Genomic DNA, 18,798 nt, shown 5'->3' on the forward strand with positions numbered 1-18,798 from the left:
CTGAATTAATGCGCGGCGCGGTCTGTCCTACCTCTTGTACTCATCAGGGGGAGCGCCATGTCCACGACGACACCGCAGAACGATGCCAAGACGGTCGCCAATCGCACGATTGTGCAGGCCGCGGTGCTGGCCGTCGTGGTGCTGATGAGCATCGTCGCCTGGTTGGCGTTCGATTTCATCCTGCTGCTGTTCGCCTCGATTCTCTTCGGTGTGCTGATCCATGGCGTGAGCCGCTGGCTCTGCAGCAAGACGGCGCTGTCCTACAAGCTGTCCATGGCGGTGTTCTTCGTGCTCTTGCTGCTCGGTCTGGGCGGCGGCGGCTGGCTGGTCGCGCCGAGTATCGCCGAGCAGGCCGATGCGCTCTCCGATTCGCTACCCGAGGCCGTCGAGCGCCTGCGTGAGCGCGCCGAGCAGCTGCCCTGGGCGAATGAACTGCTGCAGCAGCGCGAACGCCTGGAGGACTCGCTGCCCGACGGCTCTAGCGCGTTCAGCGTGGTCACCAAGGTGATGGGCTCGATCGTCGGTGCGCTGAGCAGCTTCGCCATTGCCTTCGCCATCGGCATCTGCCTCGCCATCAATCCGCAGATATACGTGCGCGGGCTGCTGAAGCTGATTCCGCTGGGCTATCGGCCGCGCGCAGCGGAGGTGCTCGACGAAAGCGGCTCGACATTGCGGGCCTGGCTGCTGGCCAAGCTGCTGGAAATGCTGCTGATCGGCGTGCTGACCACGCTCGGTCTGTGGTTGCTGGGCATCGAGCTGGCGCTGGTGCTCGGCCTGATCGCCGGGTTGCTGTCGTTCATTCCCAACATCGGTCCGGTGCTGGCGGTGATACCGGCGCTCCTGCTGGCATCGCTGGAGGGCGGGCGCACGGTGCTCTACGTCGCCGCGCTCTATCTGTTCATCCAGGCCTTGGAAAGTTATGTGTTCACGCCGTGGATGCAGCAGCGCATCGTCTCGGTTCCGCCGGCGCTGACCATCGCCGTGCAACTTCTGTTCGGCCTGCTGGCCGGTACCCTGGGTCTGCTGCTGGCGACGCCACTGGCAGCTGTCGGCATGGTGCTGGTGCGCATGCTCTACGTTGAGGATCTGCTCGGCGATCGGCCGCAGGCGACCGACGGTCCGAGCGACTAGCCGCTCTGGCAGGGCGCTCCACAGGGCTGTCACGTTTTGTAAAGGCTGACGACGAAACCCCTGGCGCGTCCCGCTGCCGGATTACATGAACCCCCTGAAATATGCAGGAGTCAATCATGAACATGCACAAGATTGCGGCATTCACCCTGGCGGGACTGCTTTCCAGCGCGGCATTCGCGGCCAACACCGGCACTGGTACCGATGCCGGCGCCGATACCGGCCACCGCGACTCGATGGGGCACAGCACCGAGCAGCCCGGGACCATGGGCGGTACTGGCGCTGACTCCGGAATGGATTCGACCTCCGATACCGGCAAGATGCCGGACGAGACCGAGCGCCCGGCGACCACACACGGTAGCGATCACGGCACCGGCGTCGATGCTGGCGGCGATGGTGCGGCTGGTAAGCAGGGTACGACCGGTACAGGCGGCGAGGGCGGCGAACGCGGCGCCTACTGATCCATGGCTTGCATCTGAACGGCCCGGCAGGCTCAGCTTGCCGGGCCGTTCTGCGTTCAGCCTGACCGCTCGGCCGTTGCCGGCAGCCGTGCGGAAACCTTGTCGGCGCCGGCGTGCCGAACCTGCAAGAGCAATGATCGGGAGGTGCACAATGACCATGTTGCGCTTGAGCATTCTGCTGGTGTCACTGCTGGGCGCGGCGAGCGCCCTGGCCGAGAATACCGGGCCGACCAATCCGGAAAAGGCCCGTCAGCATCCGCTGGACAGCCGCGAGCCGCGGCCGCAGTCGGACCGGCAGTCGGACGAGATGGAACAGATCGAAGCACCGAGGCTGCAGCCGCGCCAGGCGCCGATCGAGACCGACGTGCCGCCAACGCCCGAGCCGCTTGACGAGCAGCCGGGGACGGATGTCGATGCCGCGGGTAATCGGGTGCTGCGCAGCTAGTGGAGAACGCCGGCGTTCGTCGCTGCGCATGAACGAAAAAGGGAGGCCGAAGCCTCCCTTTGTTCAATGCTGCCGGGTCAATCCATCAGAACAGCACGCGGCTGCGGATGGTGCCGTTGACGTGCTGCAGCTTTTCCAACGCCAGGTCGGAGTATTCCTTGTCCACGTCGATGACGACATAGCCGACCTTCTCGTTGGTCTGCAGGAACTGGCCGCAGATGTTGATGCCGTTGTCGGCGAAGACCTTGTTGATCTCGCTCATCACGCCCGGAATGTTCTGGTGGATGTGCAGCAGACGGTGCTTGCCCGGGTGCGACGGCAGCGCCACTTCCGGGAAGTTGACCGAAGACACCGAGGTGCCGTTGTCGCTGTACTTGACCAGCTTCTCGGCCACTTCCAGGCCGATGTTGGCCTGCGCTTCGGCCGTCGAACCACCGATGTGCGGGGTCAGGATCACGCGGTCCAGGCCACGCAGCGGGCTTTCGAATTCCTCGTCGTTGGACTTCGGCTCGACCGGGAATACGTCGATGGCGGCGCCGATCAGGTGCTCGTCCTTGATCGCGGCGGCCAGGTGATCCAGCTCGACTACGGTGCCGCGGGCGGCGTTGATCAGGATGGCGCCTTTCTTCATGGCGCGGATTTCCTTCTCGCCGATCATCCACTGGGTGGACGGCAGCTCCGGAACGTGCAGCGAGACGATGTCGCACATGTCCAGCAGCTCGTACAGCGAGCCGATCTGGGTGGCATTGCCCAGCGGCAGCTTGGTCACCACGTCATAGAAGAAGACCTGCATGCCCAGCGCTTCGGCCAGTACCGACAGCTGCGTGCCGATGGAGCCGTAGCCGATGATGCCGAGCTTCTTGCCGCGGATCTCGAAGGAGTTGGCTGCCGACTTGATCCAGCCGCCGCGATGGCAGGAAGCGTTCTTCTCGGGGATGCCGCGCAGCAGCAGGATGGCTTCGGCCAGCACCAGTTCGGCCACGGAACGGGTGTTGGAATAGGGCGCGTTGAACACCGCGATGCCGCGCTCGCGGGCGGCGTTGAGGTCGACCTGGTTGGTGCCGATGCAGAAGCAGCCGACGGCGATCAGCTTCTTGGCGCAGTCGAAGACTTCTTCGGTGAGCTGGGTACGCGAGCGGATGCCGATGAAATGGGCGTCGGCGATCTTTTCCTTCAGCTCATCGCCGGACAGCGCGGTCTTGAGGTACTCGATGTTGGTGTAGCCGGCCGCCTTCAGGGTATCGACAGCGTTCTGGTGCACGCCTTCGAGAAGAAGGAACTTGATCTTGCTCTTGTCGAGAGAGGTCTGGCTCATCTGCATTAAAACCTTAAGGCCGAAGGATAGGACTGAAGTGTCCAGCGAAGGCTGGCCGACCCGGCAATGCCGGTGCCGGGAGTCTGCCGAGGCACGTTTCAAAGGGGTGCGTATGCTAGCATACGAGCCCCTCGAAACACCCCCACCCCTGTGCTGAAGCGTGCTCAGGGTGACCATGAATCGTATGAGAGTTCCCGTGATGACCGACCCCGCCCTGATCGATGAGCTGAAAACCCTGGTCGAGCCCGGCAAAGTGCTGACCGACGCCGATTCGCTGAATGCCTACGGCAAGGACTGGACCAAGCATTTCGCTCCGGCGCCCTCGGCCATCGTCTTTCCCAAGAGCATCGAGCAGGTGCAGGCCATCGTGCGCTGGGCCAACGGCCACAAGGTCGCGCTGGTGCCGTCGGGCGGTCGCACCGGGCTCTCCGCCGCCGCCGTGGCGGCCAATGGCGAGGTGGTGGTGTCTTTCGACTACATGAACCAGATTCTCGAATTCAACGAGATGGATCGCACCGCCGTCTGCCAGCCCGGCGTGGTCACCGCGCAGCTGCAGCAGTTCGCCGAGGACAAGGGGCTGTATTACCCGGTGGACTTCGCCTCCGCCGGCTCCAGCCAGATTGGCGGCAACATTGGCACCAACGCCGGTGGCATCAAGGTGATCCGCTACGGCATGACCCGCAACTGGGTCGCCGGCATGAAGGTGGTAACCGGCAAGGGCGACCTGCTGGAGCTGAACAAGGACCTGATCAAGAACGCCACCGGCTACGACCTGCGCCAGCTGTTCATCGGCGCCGAGGGCACCCTGGGCTTCGTCGTCGAGGCGACCATGCGCCTGGAGCGTCAACCGACCAACCTCACCGCGCTGGTGCTGGGCACCCCGGATTTCGACTCGATCATGCCGGTGCTGCACGCCTTCCAGGACAAGCTGGATCTGACCGCCTTCGAGTTCTTCTCCGACAAGGCGCTGGCCAAGGTGCTGGCGCGTGGCGACGTGCCGGCCCCGTTCGAAACCGACTGCCCGTTCTACGCGCTGCTGGAATTCGAGGCCACCACCGACGAGCGCGCCGACCAGGCACTGGCGACCTTCGAGCATTGCGTCGAGCAGGGCTGGGTGCTCGACGGCGTGATGAGCCAGAGCGAGCAGCAGCTGCAGAACCTGTGGAAGCTGCGCGAGTACATCTCCGAGACCATCAGTCACTGGACACCGTACAAGAACGACATCTCGGTCACCGTCGGCAAGGTGCCGGCCTTCCTCAAGGAAATCGATGCGATCGTCGGCGAACACTACCCGGATTTCGAGATCGTCTGGTTCGGCCATATCGGTGACGGCAACCTGCATCTGAACATCCTCAAGCCCGATGCCATGGACAAGGACGAGTTCTTCGGCAAGTGTGCGACGGTGAACAAGTGGGTATTCGAGACCGTGCAGAAGTACAACGGCTCGATCTCCGCCGAACACGGCGTCGGCATGACCAAGCGTGACTACCTCGAATACAGCCGCTCGCCGGCGGAAATCGAATACATGAAAGCGGTCAAGGCGGTGTTCGATCCGAACGGCATCATGAACCCCGGCAAGATCTTCGCGGCCTGAGTCGCCCACCGACCCAAGGAGTCATCGATGAGCTACCAGCACCACTACACCGACGGCACGCCGATCCACTACCCGCTGGGCAAGGTGGTCTGCATCGGCCGCAACTACGCCGAGCACGCCAAGGAACTGAACAACCCGGTGCCCACCGAGCCGCTGCTGTTCATCAAGGCCGGCAGCTGCACCGTGCCGCTGGACGATGGCTTCAGCATCCCCAGCGATCGCGGCGCCGTGCACTACGAGGCGGAAATCGCCGTGCTGATCGGCAAGCCGCTGTCGCGCAAGCCGAACGAGGAAGAGGTGCGCGATGCCATTTCCGGCTTCGCCCCGGCGCTGGATCTGACCCTGCGCGACGTGCAGGCCAGGCTCAAGGAAAAGGGCCATCCGTGGGAAATCGCCAAGAGCTTCGACGGCGCCTGCGTGCTGGCGCCGTTCGTGCCGGGCGACGCGGTGGAGGATCTGGGCGACATCGGCATCCGCCTGACCATCAATGGCGAAGTCCGCCAGGACGGCAACAGCAGCCAGATGCTCAATGCCATCCTGCCGCTGCTGCAGCACATTGCCGGGCATTTCAGCCTGCAGCCGGGCGACGTGGTACTGACCGGCACGCCGGCCGGTGTCGGCCCGCTCAACCAGGGCGATGAGCTGGTGCTGGAGCTGGTCGGCCTGTCCCGCTTCGAGAGCCGCGTGCTCTGATCCATCGACGCGGCGGGATTCACCCGCCGCGTTTGCCGCTTCTTTGCGAACCGTTCTCGTGTTGTAATCCAGCACCCTCCGCTGGAACGCTTTCCATGCCCGTTCGTTATTCCCGTTGGCGCCTGCTCGTGGCTGGCGTCCTGTTGCTGCTGTTCGTCGCGCTGCTCGTCGCAGGCCGCCTGCTGCACTGGGATGACCAGCTGCGGCTATACTGGGGCGAACGTTCGGTCACTGCCGAACAGCGTGCTGCCGGCATCTGGCTGCCGGACTACGAATTGGCGCTGGAGACGACGCTGGCCGGGCTGGAAGACGAGGAAACCTCGGGGCTGACCTGGAATCCGCTGAGCGGCACGCTGTTCACGGTCACCGGTGAGCAGCTGGTCGAGTTCAGCCCTGCTGGCGTGGTGCTACGCCGGATCGCGCTGAATGGCTTCGCCGACCCGGAAGCGGTGGAAGCGCTGAGTGATGGCCGTCTGGCAATCGTCGACGAGCGTCGCCGGCTGGTGGCGGTGTTCCATCTGCAGCCGGACGTGGAAACCCTGGAGCTGGACGACTTGGCCAGCTACGACCTTGGCTTCGCCGATGCCGGCAACAAGGGCTTCGAGGGACTGGCCTGGAACCCGCGTACGCAGCGCCTGCTGCTGGCCAAGGAACGTGACCCGCAGGGCTTGTTCGAGCTGCCATTTCCGGGTGAGGACGGCGCGCCCGGCGCACTGCAGGCACTGTCCAGCCAACCGCTGCTGGTACGCGACATTTCCTCTGTCGCCATCGACCCGCGCAGCGGCCATACGCTGATGCTTTCCGACGAGTCGCGGCTGCTGGTGGAGCTGGACCTGCAGGGCAAGCCGCGCAGCTTCATCAGCCTGTTCGGCGGACTCAATGGGTTGGTACACGGGATCGAGCAGGCCGAAGGTGTGGCGATGGATGGCGAAGGCAACATCTACGTGGTCGGCGAGCCCAACCGCTTCTACGTATTCAGCCGCAGGCGCTGAACGGCCGCATTAAGCTTGGTGTAAGCCTCACTGAAGACAATCGCTGCCCCAATCCAGGTGAAAGTGGGCCTTATGCGTGCGTTGAAAAGGATCTTGGCGGGGTTGCTGACCGTGGCCCTGCTGCTGGTGCTTGCCGCCGGCGTTCATTACCGGTTGTTCGAGCGTGGCTGGTTCCATCTCAACCAGTGGCATCGCGGCGAACCGGCGGAGGACGCCTCATTGTGGCTGCCGGATTACCAGGCGACGATCCAGTGCAAGGTGGTCCGTGGCATTGAGGACGATCTCTCGGCGCTGACTTTCGACCCGGATCGCAACAGTCTGATCGCCGTCACCAATGGCAGTCCACACCTGCTCGAACTCGGCCTGGAGGGCGATCTGCTGCGCGCGATCCCGCTCGTTGGCTTCGGCGACCCGGAGGCTGTCGAGTACATCTCTGCCGGCGTGTATGTGATCAGCGACGAGCGCCGGCAGCGCCTGTTTCGGGTCGAGGTCGATGAGCAGACGACCATTATCGATGCCGCGCACGCGTCGCAGCTCTCTCTGGGCATCGACCGTAACGGCAACAAGGGCTTCGAGGGCCTGGCCTACGATAAGGTCGGCGAGCGGCTGTTCGTCGCCAAGGAGCGCAACCCGGTCAGAATCTACGAGATCGCCGGCTTTCCCTATGTCGCCGAAGCACCTGCCGTGCATATCAACCAGCACCAGGCGCGGCTTTTCGTGCGCGACCTGTCCAGCCTGCAGTTCGATGAGCGGAGCGGGCATCTGCTGGCGCTGTCGGATGAGTCGCGGCTTGTGGTCGAACTGGATGGCAGCGGGCAGCCGCTCAGCAGCCTGGCGCTGGATGCCGGCAAGCATGGGCTGGAACAGGATGTGCCGCAGGCGGAAGGCATTGCGATGGGGCCGGACGGCACGCTGTATGTCGTCAGCGAGCCGAACCTGTTCTACGTCTTCAGCAAACAGGCCAGGTGATCGGTTACCGCCTCGATCACCGGCTTTGAAGGCGGTCAGGCGGTCGACGCGCTTTCGTCCTGCAGGGCGGCATTCGGTGCGTAGCGTAGTACCGAGTCGCAACCCTGCTCGGCACTGTGCAGGCTGGCGTACATCTGACTCTGGCCGATGACCTGCCCGTTGGTTGCCTTGAGCACGAAAAAGTACTTGCCGTTGCTCGACTCCTTGACCTCGAACGCACCTTCGCGCACCGCGTTCTTGCGCACCGAATCGATGCCGTTGAGCGCCGAGGCATGGGCCTTGTACTGCTCGCTGGACAGGATGACCTGACCGTTGCCGGCCAGAAGATTGAAATGGAACTGGCCGCTGCTGGATTTCTTCAACTGGAATTTGCCGGACATGGCGACACCTCCTGTGATGAGCTGCGGCGGACTCGTCGCAGCGCACCTAAAGCGTAGTCGCCAGTTCGGCGTCGCGCCGTTGCGCTTCGCCGCGGCGGATCAGCGCTTAAGTGTCTGCACGCCGTCCTTGGTGCCGAGCAGTAGCAAATCCGCCGGGCGCATGGCGAACAGGCCGTTGCAGACCACGCCGACGATGTCGTTGATCTTGCCTTCCAGTTCCGGCGCGAAGCCGATCATCAGGTTGTGCACGTCGAGGATGACGTTGCCGTTGTCGGTGACCACGCCGTCGCGGTAGACCGGGTCGCCGCCGAGCTTGACCAGCTCGCGGGCAACATGACTGCGCGCCATCGGGATGACTTCCACCGGCAGCGGGAAGGCGCCCAGCTGCTCGACCAGCTTGCTGCCGTCGGCGATGCAGATGAAGGTCTTGGCTACCGCGGCGACGATCTTCTCGCGGGTCAGGGCGGCGCCACCGCCCTTGATCAGCTCCAAGTGCTTGTTCGCCTCATCGGCGCCGTCGACATAGAACTCCAGTTCGCTCACCGAGTTCAGGTCGTAGACCGGGATGCCGTGCTGCTTCAGGCGCTCGGCGGTGGCTTCGGAGCTGGCCACGGCGCCGTCGAAGAAGCCCTTGTGCTTGGCCAGCAGGTCGATGAAGAAGTTGGCGGTGGAGCCAGTGCCGACGCCAATGATGCTGCGATCGCTGAGGTGCGGGACGATATGGTCGACGGCGGCCTGGGCGACGGCCTGCTTGAGCTGATCCTGGGTCATGGCGGGAATCCGGGCGGGAAAGACGAAGGCTCGGATTATAGCCCTCTGCCGGCGGCGGGTCTTGTCATGCCGAAGCCGTGGTGGATTGCCGGTGGTCGCCGAGGGCGTGCGGGGGGTAGACTCCTCGTTCCCTCGCAATGCCTGCCAAGACAGCCAGAATGCTCGAACATTACGTCAAGAAGATCCTCACTTCCCGCGTCTACGACGTCGCCATCGAAACCCCGCTGCAGCCAGCCCGCCAGCTTTCCGAGCGAATCGGCAACCAGATTCTGCTCAAGCGCGAGGATCTGCAGCCGGTGTTCTCCTTCAAGGTCCGCGGCGCCTACAACAAGCTGGCGCAGCTGTCCGCCGAGGAGCTGGCGCGTGGCGTGGTCACGGCATCGGCTGGCAATCACGCCCAGGGCGTTGCGCTGGCGGCCAAGCAGCTGGGGATCAAGGCCACCATCGTCATGCCGCGAACCACGCCGGAGCTGAAGGTCCAGGGTGTACGCGCCCGCGGTGGCAAGGTGGTGCTGCATGGCGATGCCTTCCCCGAGGCGCTGGCCTACTCGCTGAAGCTGGTGGAAGAGAAGGGCTACGTCTATATCCACCCCTATGACGATCCCGATGTGATCGCCGGGCAGGGTACCGTGGCGATGGAGATCCTCCGTCAGCATCAGGGGCCGATCGACGCGATCTTCGTTCCGGTGGGCGGCGGCGGCCTGGTGGCGGGCATCGCCGCCTACGTGAAATATCTCTATCCAGAGACCAAGGTGATCGGTGTCGAGCCGGACGACTCCAATTGTCTGCAGGCCGCAATGGCCGCCGGCGAGCGCGTGGTGCTGGAGCAGGTCGGGCTGTTCGCCGACGGCGTGGCGGTGGCGCAGATCGGTCAGCACACCTTCGAGCTCTGCAAGGATCATGTCGACGAAGTGATCACCGTCAGTACCGACGAGATCTGCGCGGCGATCAAGGATATCTACGACGATACCCGCTCGATCACCGAGCCGGCAGGTGCGCTGGCGGTGGCCGGGATCAAGAAATACGTCGAGCGCGAAGGCATCAGCGGCCAGGTGCTGGTGGGCATCGACTCCGGCGCCAACGTCAATTTCGACCGCCTGCGCCACGTCGCCGAGCGCGCCGAGCTGGGCGAGAAGCGCGAGGCGATCATCGCCGTCACCATCCCCGAGCAGCCGGGCAGCTTCAAGGCCTTCTGCGAGGCGATCGGCAAACGCCAGATCACCGAGTTCAACTACCGTTTCCACACCGACCGCGAGGCGCACATCTTCGTCGGCGTGCAGACGCACCCGGAGAACGACCCGCGTGCGGCGCTCGTGCAGGGGCTGCGCGACAAGGGCTTTCCGGTGCTCGACCTCACGGATAACGAGCTCGCCAAGCTGCACACGCGGCACATGGTCGGTGGCCACGCCGCCGGCGTCAGCAACGAGATGGTGCTGCGCTTCGAGTTTCCCGAGCGGCCGGGTGCGCTGTTCAACTTTCTCAACAAGCTCGGCGGGCGCTGGAACATCTCGATGTTTCACTACCGTAACCACGGCGCGGCTGATGGCCGAGTGGTGGCGGGGCTGCAGGTGCCCGCCGATGAGCGCCATCTGCTGCCGGCTGCGCTGGACAAGATCGGCTATCGCTATTGGGATGAGAGCGAGAACCCGGCCTACAAGCTGTTTCTCGGCTAAGCGAACCTAAAGGAAGGCAAATGGACCACTACCTCACCCTCAGAATCATTCATGGCGCGACGGCGGTGCTGTTGTTGCTGGGTGTCATCGTGCATCTACTGATGCTGTGGAAGGCCGGCCGCGGTGGCGATCAGGCCGTGCTACAACGCAAGCTGCAGCGCACCCGCCGACTGTCCTTGCCGCTGCTGGCCGTGATCGGCCTGTCGCTGCCGGTGACCGGCTGGTGGCTGACGCATTTGGCCGGGTGGCCGCTGGGCCAGTTCTGGCTGCTGGCCAGCTCCGTGCTGTTCCTCGTGCTGATCCCGCTGGTCCTGCTGCTGGCCGGGCGTCTTGCCGCCTGGCAGGCGCCGGGCAACGCCACTGCGGCGCGTAACGCCGGCATCTATGCTGTGCTGGTGCTGGTCGTGCTGATTGCCATCACCGCCCTGATGGGCGCCAAGCCGGTCTGATTCGACCGGCTCGGGCATGAGTGCTGCGCTGGCTCAGCGCAGCGAGATGATCTGCCAGCCACGTTCGGTGGCGAAGTCGCGCAGCAGCGGGTCCGGGTCCACCGCCACTGGGTGAGGGACGCGCTGCAGCAGCGGCAGGTCGTTGCGTGAGTCGCTGTAGAAATAGGCGTCTTCGAGAGTCTGCTCGGTTTCCGCCAGCCAGCGCTCGATGCGCTGGACCTTGCCTTCCTGGAAGCAGGGGATGTCGGTCAGACGGCCGGTGTAGCGCCCGTCACGCATCTCGCATTCGGTCGCCAGCAGGGTATCGACGCCCAGGCGTGCAGCGATCGGCCCGGTGATGAAGCGATTGGTGGCGGTGATGATCACTACCTTGTCGCCCGCCTCCAGATGCTGGCGTAGCAGGGCCTCGCCCTTGCTCAGCACGATGGGCTCGATGAAATCCTGCATGAATTCGTCGTGCCACTGCTGCAGCTGCGCCATCTCGCTGCGGCCGAGCAGTTCCTGGCAGAAATTCTGATAGGCGTGCACGTCGAGATTGCCGGCCAGGTAATCCTGATAGAAGGCGTCGTTGCGCGCCTTGTACTGGGTCGGATCGACGATGCCGCGCTGGCAGAGGTATTCGCCCCAGGCGTGGTCGCTGTCACCGGCCAGCAGGGTGTTGTCGAGATCGAATAGAGCCAGGCGCACGGATGTTTTCCTCGATGATGGTCAGGGCAGCCCCAAGCATACCGGTTGCAGCGTCTTGCGCGCAGCCTCGAGCGGCCCCTCACCGAGCGCGTGGGTACGTGCCGAACGGCGGCTTGCCGTGCTTTCGGCTTATCGCGGTTTTGTGGAACAATGCCGCGACATGCGTCTGCGAGGTTGTATGCCGTGATCGACTCCGATGGTTTTCGCCCGAACGTCGGCATCATCCTGACCAACGATGTCGGTCAGGTGCTGTGGGCCAGGCGGATCAATCAGGATGCCTGGCAGTTCCCGCAAGGCGGAATCAACGCCCGTGAAACGCCGGAAGAAGCCCTGTTTCGCGAACTCAACGAAGAAGTCGGCCTGGAAGAGCAGGATGTGAATATCCTCGCCTGCACCCGTGGCTGGTTGCGCTATCGTCTGCCGCAACGCCTGGTGCGTACCCATAGCCAGCCGCTGTGCATCGGACAGAAACAGAAGTGGTTCCTGCTGCGCCTGACCAGTGCCGAAGAGCGTGTACGCATGGACCTGACCGGCAAACCGGAGTTCGACGGCTGGCGCTGGGTCAGCTACTGGTACCCGCTGGGACAGGTGGTCACCTTCAAGCGCGAGGTCTATCGTCGCGCACTTAAAGAACTCGCACCGCGTTTACCGGTGCGGGACTGAGATTCGGGGAGAAAGCCTCTGAGCATGCTCGGCACGCTGCGCAAGATTGTCCAGGAAGTGAATGCCGCCAAGGACCTCAAGGCGGCGTTGGGCATCATCGTGCTGAGAGTCAGGGAGGCCATGGGTAGCCAGGTCTGCTCGGTCTATCTGCTCGATCCGGAAACCGAACGCTTCGTCCTGATGGCCACCGAAGGCCTCAACAAGCGCGCCATCGGCAAGGTCAGCATGGCGCCCAACGAAGGCCTGGTCGGCCTGGTCGGCACCCGCGAAGAGCCGCTCAACCTCGAACACGCCTCCGAACACCCACGCTATCGCTACTTCGCCGAAACCGGCGAGGAACGCTATGCCTCCTTTCTCGGTGCGCCGATCATCCACCACCGTCGGGTGATGGGTGTACTGGTCATCCAGCAGAAGGAACGCCGCCAGTTCGACGAAGGTGAAGAAGCGTTCCTCGTCACCATGAGCGCGCAGCTTGCCGGTGTTATCGCCCATGCCGAGGCGACCGGTTCGATCCGCGGGCTTGGCCGGCAAGGCAAGGGCATCCAGGAAACCCGCTTCATCGGCATTCCGGGCGCGCCGGGCGCCGGCGTCGGAACCGCCGTGGTGGTGCTGCCGCCGGCCGATCTGGATGTGGTGCCGGACAAGAACATCGACAACATCGATGCCGAGCTGACGCTCTTCGAAGCTGCGCTGGAGGCCGTGCGCGCCGACATGCGCACTCTCTCGGAAAAGCTCGCCACGCAGATGCGCAAGGAAGAGCGCGCGCTGTTCGATGTGTACCTGATGATGCTCGACGACTCCGCCCTGGGCGGCGAAGTGACCAAGGTCATCCGTACCGGCCAGTGGGCGCAGGGCGCGCTGCGCCAGGTGGTCAGCGAGCACGTGCGGCGCTTCGAGATGATGGACGACGCCTACCTGCGCGAGCGCGCATCGGACGTCAAGGACATCGGCCGGCGCCTGCTTTCCTACCTGCAGGAGGCGCGTCAGCAGACGCTGACCTATCCCGACAAGACCATCCTGGTCAGTGAGGAGCTCTCGCCGGCGATGCTCGGCGAGGTGCCAGAGGGCAAGCTGGTGGGCATGGTTTCGGTGCTCGGCTCGAGCAACTCCCACGTCGCCATTCTCGCCCGTGCCATGGGCATTCCGACGGTCATGGGCGCGGTCGACCTGCCGTACTCCAAGGTCGACGGCATCGAACTGATCATCGACGGCTATCGCGGCGAGATCATCACCAACCCGGGCAAGGTCCTGCGCGAGCAGTATGAAGTGCTGGCCGAGCAGGAGCGCCAGCTCTCCGCCGGGCTCGACGTGCTGCGCGAGCTGCCGTGCGAGACCACCGACGGTCATCGCATTCCGCTGTGGGTGAATACCGGCCTGCTCGCCGATGTGGTGCGCGCGCAGGAGCGCGGCGCCGAGGGCGTCGGCCTATATCGCACCGAAGTGCCGTTCATGATCAAGGAGCGCTTCCCAAGCGAGAAGGAGCAGATGGCGATCTACCGCGAGCAGCTGGAAGCCTTCCATCCGCTGCCGGTAACCATGCGCAGCCTCGACATCGGCGGCGACAAGTGCCTGCCGTACTTCCCGATCAAGGAAGAAAACCCGTTCCTCGGCTGGCGCGGTATCCGCGTCACCCTCGACCACCCCGAGATCTTCCTGCTGCAGACCCGCGCCATGCTCAAGGCCAGTGCCGGGCTGAACAACCTGCGCATCCTCTTGCCGATGATTTCCGGCATCCGCGAACTGGAAGAGGCGCTGCATCTGATTCACCGTGCCTGGTGCGAGGTGCGCGACGAGGGGCTGGACGTGATCATGCCGCCGGTCGGCGTCATGATCGAAGTGCCGGCGGCGGTCTACCTGACGCGCGAGCTGGCGCGCATGGTGGACTTCATCTCGGTCGGCTCGAACGACCTCACGCAGTACCTGCTGGCGGTGGATCGCAACAATCCGCGGGTCGCCGATCTCTACGACTATCTGCATCCGGCCGTGCTCGAGGCGCTGCAGCGCGTGGTCAAGGAAGCCCATGGCGAGGGCAAGCCGGTGAGCATCTGCGGCGAGATGGCGGGCGACCCGGCGGCGGCCATGCTGCTGCTGGCGATGGGCTTCGACAGCCTGTCGATGAACGCTACCAACCTGCCCAAGGTGAAATGGCTGCTGCGTCAGATCAGCATGGATACGGCTCAGCAGCTGCTGGCGCGGGTCATGCTGCTGGACAGCCCGCAGGTCATTCACAGCACGGTCCAGCTGACCTTGCGCAACCTCGGCCTGAGCAAGCTGATCAACCCGTCCGCCGCCGTCTGAGCAATCCGCCGCTCGCCAATCAGCTCGTTGGCGGGTGGCGGTAGCGCACCTCGCCCACTGGGCCGTCCGGGCCAAAACTACGCTCCAGGATGTCGAGCGCTCCGTCGGCATGACGGATCAGCGCTGTGCTGGCGCGCGTGCCGTACTCCGGACTGGCGATGAAGATGCTCGACAGCCGCCTTTCCCATTCCAGCGGCACGCCGGTCTGCGGCAGTTCATGCTCGGCCGCTGGGCTTGGGTCCGCCAGCAGGGCGAGCAGGTTCTCAGGAGTCGCCGGGTCGAGGTTGGTCGCCAGTGCTGCGCGGGCTTTTCTCAGCTTGGGCCAGGGCGTGTCGAGGCCGGCGTTGGACAGACCGTAGATGCCGGGCTGCAACTCCGTCGCCTCACCGCGGTGTGAGTTCAGGTGCCAGAGTGCCTGCCGATCGCCGACCAGCAGGTTGAAGCCGGCGTAGTCGGCGCGGCGGCCGGTCAGCTCGGCGAGGTAGTCAGCCGGCGGCAAGTTTCCGCGCAGGTACTGTTCCGGCAGCTCGCCGCGCGAACGTGGGCCGATCACCTGGCCGGGTGCGCGAATGTTGGTCAGTGCGGCGAAGCGTCCGCCGGTGGTGACGCCCATCCAGGTGCCGCCTGCCTGCAGGTCGCGACCGCCGACGATCCAGGGTGCATCCTCCCAGTGCCCCAGCGGCAGGCTCGGGCGGGCGTGGAACTCGTCGCGGTTGGCAGCTACCACCAGCGGTTGGGTGTGGCCGGGGCGCCAGGCGAAAACGATCAGGCACATGGGAAAGCCAAACTATGTCCGGACCGGCAAGAGTACAGGCGTAGCCGGCGCATGAGCCACTGCCGGGTTTTAGCGGTCAACGTCGGCGCGCGGGGCGGGCGCATTTTCCGCTAACATGCCGCTTTGTTTCGCCGGGACGGGGCGCATGGAGTTTCTGCTGTATCTGCTGCTGGGCAGCTTCGCTGGTGTGCTGGCCGGGCTGTTCGGCGTGGGCGGCGGACTGATCATCGTGCCGGTGCTGGTATTCAGTTTCAGCGCCCAGGGATTTTCTCAGGAAATCCTCACCCATCTGGCCGTCGGTACGTCCCTGGCTACCATCGTCTTCACCTCGGTCAATTCCATTCTCACCCATCACCGCAAGGGTGCGGTGCGCTGGCCGATGGTGCTGTGGATGACCTTTGGCATCCTCCTTGGCGCCGCCCTGGGCAGCCTGACTGCCGCGGCGATCCAGGGGCCGATGCTGCAGAAGATCATCGGTGTGTTCGCCCTGGCGATGGCGGTGCAGATGGGGTTCGACCTGCGGCCCAAGGCCACCGGCCAGGCACCGGGACGGCCCGAGCTGTCGCTGGTGGGCGTGGTGATCGGCTGGGCGTCGGCGATTTTCGGCATTGGCGGCGGGTCGCTGTCGGTACCCTACCTGACCTGGCGCAGCGTGCCGATGCAGCAGGCGGTGGCAACTTCCGCGGCGTGCGGCCTGCCGATCGCGATCGCCGGGGCGCTGAGTTTCATGGTGGTCGGCTGGCACGAAACGCAACTGCCCGACTGGAGTCTGGGCTTCGTCTATCTGCCGGCCATGCTCGGCATCGCGGCAACCAGCATGTTTTTCGCCAGACTGGGTGCGAAACTGGCGCATCGTCTGTCGGCCAAGGTTCTGAAACGGCTGTTCGCTCTACTGCTGCTGAGCGTCGGCATCAATTTTCTGGTTTGAGGAGTAACGGATGCTGCCCTATCCGCAGATCGATCCGGTGGCGATATCCATCGGCCCCTTGCAGATTCACTGGTACGGCCTGATGTACCTGATCGGCATCGGCGGCGCCTGGTGGCTGGCTTCGCTGCGGGTGCAGCGCTTCGCGCCCGAATGGCCGAAGGACAAACTCTCCGATCTGGTGTTCTGGGTGGCCATGGGCGTTATCGTCGGTGGCCGTCTGGGTTATGTGCTGTTCTACGATCTGGCTGCCTACATCAATGACCCAAGCCTGATTTTGCAGGTCTGGAAGGGCGGCATGTCCTTCCACGGAGGACTGATCGGCGTACTGCTGTGCAGCTGGATCTTCGCTCGGCGCAACGGCAAGAGCTTCTTCGAGCTGATGGACTTCATCGCGCCGTTCGTGCCGATCGGCCTGGGCGCCGGGCGTATCGGCAACTTCATCAATGCCGAGCTGTGGGGCAAGGCCACCGATGTGCCCTGGGCGATGGTCTTCCCGACCGATCCGCAGCAACTGGCGCGGCACCCGTCGCAGCTCTATCAGTTCGCCCTGGAGGGCGTCGCGCTGTTCCTGATCCTCTGGCTCTACTCGCGCAAGCCGCGGCCGACCATGGCGGTGTCCGGACTGTTCGCGGTGTGCTACGGCATCTTCCGCTTCATCGTCGAGTTCGTCCGTGTGCCGGATGCACAGCTGGGCTACCTGGCGTTCGGCTGGCTGACCATGGGCCAGCTGCTCTGCGTGCCAATGGTGCTGCTCGGTGCCGGGATGATCGCCTGGGCCTATCGCCGCGACGCCGGCCGGGCTCCGGCCTGATTCCGTTGCCCTGCCTGTCGCCATGAGGGCGACAAGCGGGGCGCAGGCCTTTTACTATTCGCGCAGCCTTTTCACCGCGCTTCGGCGCCTGCTTCGAGTCAATCGATGAAACAGTACCTCGACCTGATGCGCCACGTGCGCGAACACGGCACCTTCAAGACCGATCGTACCGGCACCGGCACCTACAGCGTGTTTGGCCATCAGATGCGCTTCGACCTGGCCGAAGGCTTTCCGCTGGTCACCACCAAGAAGTGCCACCTCAAATCCATCATCCATGAGCTGCTGTGGTTCCTTCAGGGCGACACCAACATCAAGTACCTGAAGGAAAACGGCGTGCGCATCTGGGACGAGTGGGCCGACGAGAACGGCGAGCTGGGCCCTGTCTACGGCTACCAGTGGCGTAGCTGGCCGGCGCCGAACGGTGAATCCATCGACCAGATCGCCAACCTGCTGGCGATGATCAAGAAGAACCCGGATTCGCGCCGCCTGATTGTTTCGGCCTGGAACCCGGCGCTGGTCGAGCAGATGGCGTTGCCGCCATGCCACGCGCTGTTCCAGTTCTACGTCGCCGACGGCAAGCTCAGCTGCCAGCTGTACCAGCGCTCGGCGGATATCTTCCTCGGCGTGCCGTTCAACATCGCCAGCTATGCGCTGCTGACGCTGATGGTGGCGCAGGTCTGCGACCTGCAACCGGGCGAGTTCATCTGGAGCGGCGGCGACTGCCATCTGTACGCCAATCACCTGGAGCAGGCCGACCTGCAGCTGACCCGCGAGCCGCTGCCGCTGCCGACCATGAAGCTCAATCCGGACGTGAAGGACCTGTTCGCCTTCCGCTTCGAGGACTTCGAACTGGTTGGCTACGAAGCGCATCCGCACATCAAGGCACCCGTTGCCGTCTGACTTTGGTCGGTTTTGCCGTCGTGGATAACCCGGCTGTCATGTTTGCCGTATAGACTCGACCGCTCAGGGACTGTCGGGAGGCGAATCATGCGTAGGGTCGTGTTCAATCAGAAGGGCGGTGTCGGCAAGTCGAGCATCGCCTGCAACCTGGCAGCGGTAAGTGCATCGCAGGGCTACCGCACGCTGCTGGTGGATCTGGACGCCCAGGCCAACTCCACGCATTACCTGACCGGGCTGACCGGCGATGACATTCCCACCGGCATCGCCGATTTCTTCAAGCAGATTCTCGCCGGCGGTACCGCTGGCAAGAAGGCGCGCCCGCCCATTCTAGAAACGGCCTTCGACAATCTGCATTTGATCAGCGCGACGGCAGAGCTGGCCGACCTGCAGCCCAAGCTGGAGGCCAAGCACAAGATCAACAAGCTGCGAAAATTGCTCGATGGTCTTGCCGAGGACTATGACCGGATTTACCTCGACACCCCGCCGGCGCTGAATTTTTATACGGTCTCTGCACTTATCGCAGCTGATCGCTGCCTGATCCCCTTCGACTGCGACAGCTTTTCCCGCCAGGCGTTGTACAGCCTGCTCGACGAGATCGAGGAGATGAAGGAAGACCACAACGAGACGCTCGAGGTCGAGGGCATCGTGGTCAATCAGTTCCAGCCGCGTGCCGCGCTGCCGCAGCAAATGATCGATGAACTGCTGAGCGAGGGTCTTCCGGTGCTACCGGTCTACCTGATGAGTTCGGTGAAGATGCGCGAGTCGCACCAGGCCTGCACGCCGCTGGTTTACCTGGACCCGCGGCACAAGCTGAGCCAGCAGTTCGTCGAACTGCATGAGCTGATCGAAGCGAACGGCTGAGCCGG

20 protein-coding genes are annotated in these 18,798 nt (G+C 64.1%); 15 read left to right on the plus strand and 5 right to left on the minus strand.

Annotated features, from left to right (window positions below; genetic code table 11):
- Window positions 1–57 precede the first annotated feature (57 nt).
- The 3 genes from F753_RS30980 to F753_RS30990 all read left to right on the plus strand — a co-directional run bounded on the left by F753_RS30980 (window position 58) and on the right by F753_RS30990 (window position 2,034).
- The gene (locus F753_RS30980; RefSeq protein WP_023444527.1) at window positions 58–1,131 is read left to right on the plus strand and encodes an AI-2E family transporter; all 1,074 of its coding nucleotides are present in this window, start codon (window positions 58–60) and stop codon (window positions 1,129–1,131) included.
- Between the two features lie 116 nt (window positions 1,132–1,247).
- Window positions 1,248–1,589, plus strand: coding sequence for a hypothetical protein (locus F753_RS30985; RefSeq protein WP_023444528.1), 342 nt, complete (start codon window positions 1,248–1,250; stop codon window positions 1,587–1,589).
- 151 nt (window positions 1,590–1,740) lie between these two features.
- Complete coding sequence (locus tag F753_RS30990) at window positions 1,741–2,034, plus strand: hypothetical protein (RefSeq protein ID WP_023444529.1); 294 nt, start codon at window positions 1,741–1,743, stop codon at window positions 2,032–2,034.
- A gap of 85 nt (window positions 2,035–2,119) precedes the next feature.
- On the opposite strand, the gene serA is transcribed toward F753_RS30990, so the two are convergent.
- Window positions 2,120–3,349, minus strand: coding sequence for a phosphoglycerate dehydrogenase (gene serA / locus F753_RS30995; RefSeq protein ID WP_031297347.1), 1,230 nt, complete (start codon window positions 3,347–3,349; stop codon window positions 2,120–2,122).
- A 199-nt stretch (window positions 3,350–3,548) separates the two neighbouring features.
- Here serA and F753_RS31000 point away from each other — a divergent pair, with 199 nt between their 5' ends.
- The 4 genes from F753_RS31000 (at window position 3,549) to F753_RS31015 (ending at window position 7,597) form a co-directional block, all read left to right on the plus strand.
- Window positions 3,549–4,943 carry an FAD-binding oxidoreductase gene (locus F753_RS31000; RefSeq protein WP_023444531.1) on the plus strand — a complete coding sequence of 465 codons (1,395 nt, stop codon included), beginning with the start codon at window positions 3,549–3,551 and terminating at the stop codon, window positions 4,941–4,943.
- A 27-nt stretch (window positions 4,944–4,970) separates the two neighbouring features.
- Entirely contained in the window at window positions 4,971–5,636 is a 666-nt protein-coding gene (locus F753_RS31005) for a fumarylacetoacetate hydrolase family protein (RefSeq protein WP_023444532.1), read from the plus strand.
- Between the two features lie 95 nt (window positions 5,637–5,731).
- Window positions 5,732–6,628 (plus strand): SdiA-regulated domain-containing protein, encoded by an 897-nt coding sequence (locus F753_RS31010; RefSeq protein WP_023444533.1) that lies wholly within the window; start codon window positions 5,732–5,734, stop codon window positions 6,626–6,628.
- 72 nt (window positions 6,629–6,700) lie between these two features.
- Window positions 6,701–7,597: an SdiA-regulated domain-containing protein gene (locus F753_RS31015; RefSeq protein ID WP_031297348.1), complete on the plus strand. Its 897-nt coding sequence runs from the start codon at window positions 6,701–6,703 to the stop codon at window positions 7,595–7,597.
- 35 nt (window positions 7,598–7,632) lie between these two features.
- Here the strand turns inward: F753_RS31015 and F753_RS31020 are convergent, their stop codons facing one another.
- Together F753_RS31020 and rpiA are read right to left on the minus strand one after the other, a co-directional pair.
- Window positions 7,633–7,977, minus strand: coding sequence for a YegP family protein (locus F753_RS31020; RefSeq protein WP_023444535.1), 345 nt, complete (start codon window positions 7,975–7,977; stop codon window positions 7,633–7,635).
- A gap of 99 nt (window positions 7,978–8,076) precedes the next feature.
- The gene (rpiA, locus tag F753_RS31025; protein ID WP_014821851.1) at window positions 8,077–8,748 is read right to left on the minus strand and encodes a ribose-5-phosphate isomerase RpiA; all 672 of its coding nucleotides are present in this window, start codon (window positions 8,746–8,748) and stop codon (window positions 8,077–8,079) included.
- A 158-nt stretch (window positions 8,749–8,906) separates the two neighbouring features.
- Here rpiA and ilvA point away from each other — a divergent pair, with 158 nt between their 5' ends.
- Both ilvA and F753_RS31035 read left to right on the plus strand, forming a co-directional pair.
- On the plus strand, window positions 8,907–10,421 hold the full coding sequence (ilvA, locus tag F753_RS31030; protein ID WP_023444536.1) for a threonine ammonia-lyase, biosynthetic: 1,515 nt from the start codon (window positions 8,907–8,909) through the stop codon (window positions 10,419–10,421).
- Between the two features lie 20 nt (window positions 10,422–10,441).
- Window positions 10,442–10,870 (plus strand): DUF2269 family protein, encoded by a 429-nt coding sequence (locus F753_RS31035; RefSeq protein ID WP_023444537.1) that lies wholly within the window; start codon window positions 10,442–10,444, stop codon window positions 10,868–10,870.
- A gap of 33 nt (window positions 10,871–10,903) precedes the next feature.
- Here the strand turns inward: F753_RS31035 and F753_RS31040 are convergent, their stop codons facing one another.
- Window positions 10,904–11,557, minus strand: coding sequence for a histidinol-phosphatase (locus tag F753_RS31040; RefSeq protein WP_023444538.1), 654 nt, complete (start codon window positions 11,555–11,557; stop codon window positions 10,904–10,906).
- Between the two features lie 183 nt (window positions 11,558–11,740).
- Here F753_RS31040 and F753_RS31045 point away from each other — a divergent pair, with 183 nt between their 5' ends.
- Window positions 11,741–12,220 (plus strand): RNA pyrophosphohydrolase, encoded by a 480-nt coding sequence (locus F753_RS31045; protein ID WP_014821847.1) that lies wholly within the window; start codon window positions 11,741–11,743, stop codon window positions 12,218–12,220.
- Window positions 12,221–12,244: 24 nt separating this feature from the next.
- Window positions 12,245–14,518, plus strand: a complete 2,274-nt coding sequence (gene ptsP, locus F753_RS31050) for a phosphoenolpyruvate--protein phosphotransferase (protein ID WP_014821846.1) — start codon at window positions 12,245–12,247, stop codon at window positions 14,516–14,518.
- 19 nt (window positions 14,519–14,537) lie between these two features.
- Here the strand turns inward: ptsP and F753_RS31055 are convergent, their stop codons facing one another.
- Window positions 14,538–15,293, minus strand: coding sequence for an NRDE family protein (locus F753_RS31055; protein ID WP_023444540.1), 756 nt, complete (start codon window positions 15,291–15,293; stop codon window positions 14,538–14,540).
- 145 nt (window positions 15,294–15,438) lie between these two features.
- On the opposite strand from F753_RS31055, the gene F753_RS31060 reads away from it, so the two are divergent.
- The 4 genes from F753_RS31060 to F753_RS31075 all read left to right on the plus strand — a co-directional run bounded on the left by F753_RS31060 (window position 15,439) and on the right by F753_RS31075 (window position 18,793).
- On the plus strand, window positions 15,439–16,221 hold the full coding sequence (locus tag F753_RS31060; protein WP_023444541.1) for a sulfite exporter TauE/SafE family protein: 783 nt from the start codon (window positions 15,439–15,441) through the stop codon (window positions 16,219–16,221).
- Between the two features lie 10 nt (window positions 16,222–16,231).
- Window positions 16,232–17,032 carry a prolipoprotein diacylglyceryl transferase gene (gene lgt / locus F753_RS31065; protein WP_023444542.1) on the plus strand — a complete coding sequence of 267 codons (801 nt, stop codon included), beginning with the start codon at window positions 16,232–16,234 and terminating at the stop codon, window positions 17,030–17,032.
- 105 nt (window positions 17,033–17,137) lie between these two features.
- Window positions 17,138–17,932: a thymidylate synthase gene (locus F753_RS31070; RefSeq protein ID WP_014821842.1), complete on the plus strand. Its 795-nt coding sequence runs from the start codon at window positions 17,138–17,140 to the stop codon at window positions 17,930–17,932.
- 87 nt (window positions 17,933–18,019) lie between these two features.
- Window positions 18,020–18,793 (plus strand): ParA family protein, encoded by a 774-nt coding sequence (locus F753_RS31075; RefSeq protein ID WP_014821841.1) that lies wholly within the window; start codon window positions 18,020–18,022, stop codon window positions 18,791–18,793.
- Window positions 18,794–18,798 lie beyond the last annotated feature (5 nt).

It is taken from the genome of Stutzerimonas chloritidismutans AW-1 (genome assembly GCF_000495915.1).
In the GTDB taxonomy this organism is placed as follows: domain Bacteria; phylum Pseudomonadota; class Gammaproteobacteria; order Pseudomonadales; family Pseudomonadaceae; genus Stutzerimonas; species Stutzerimonas chloritidismutans.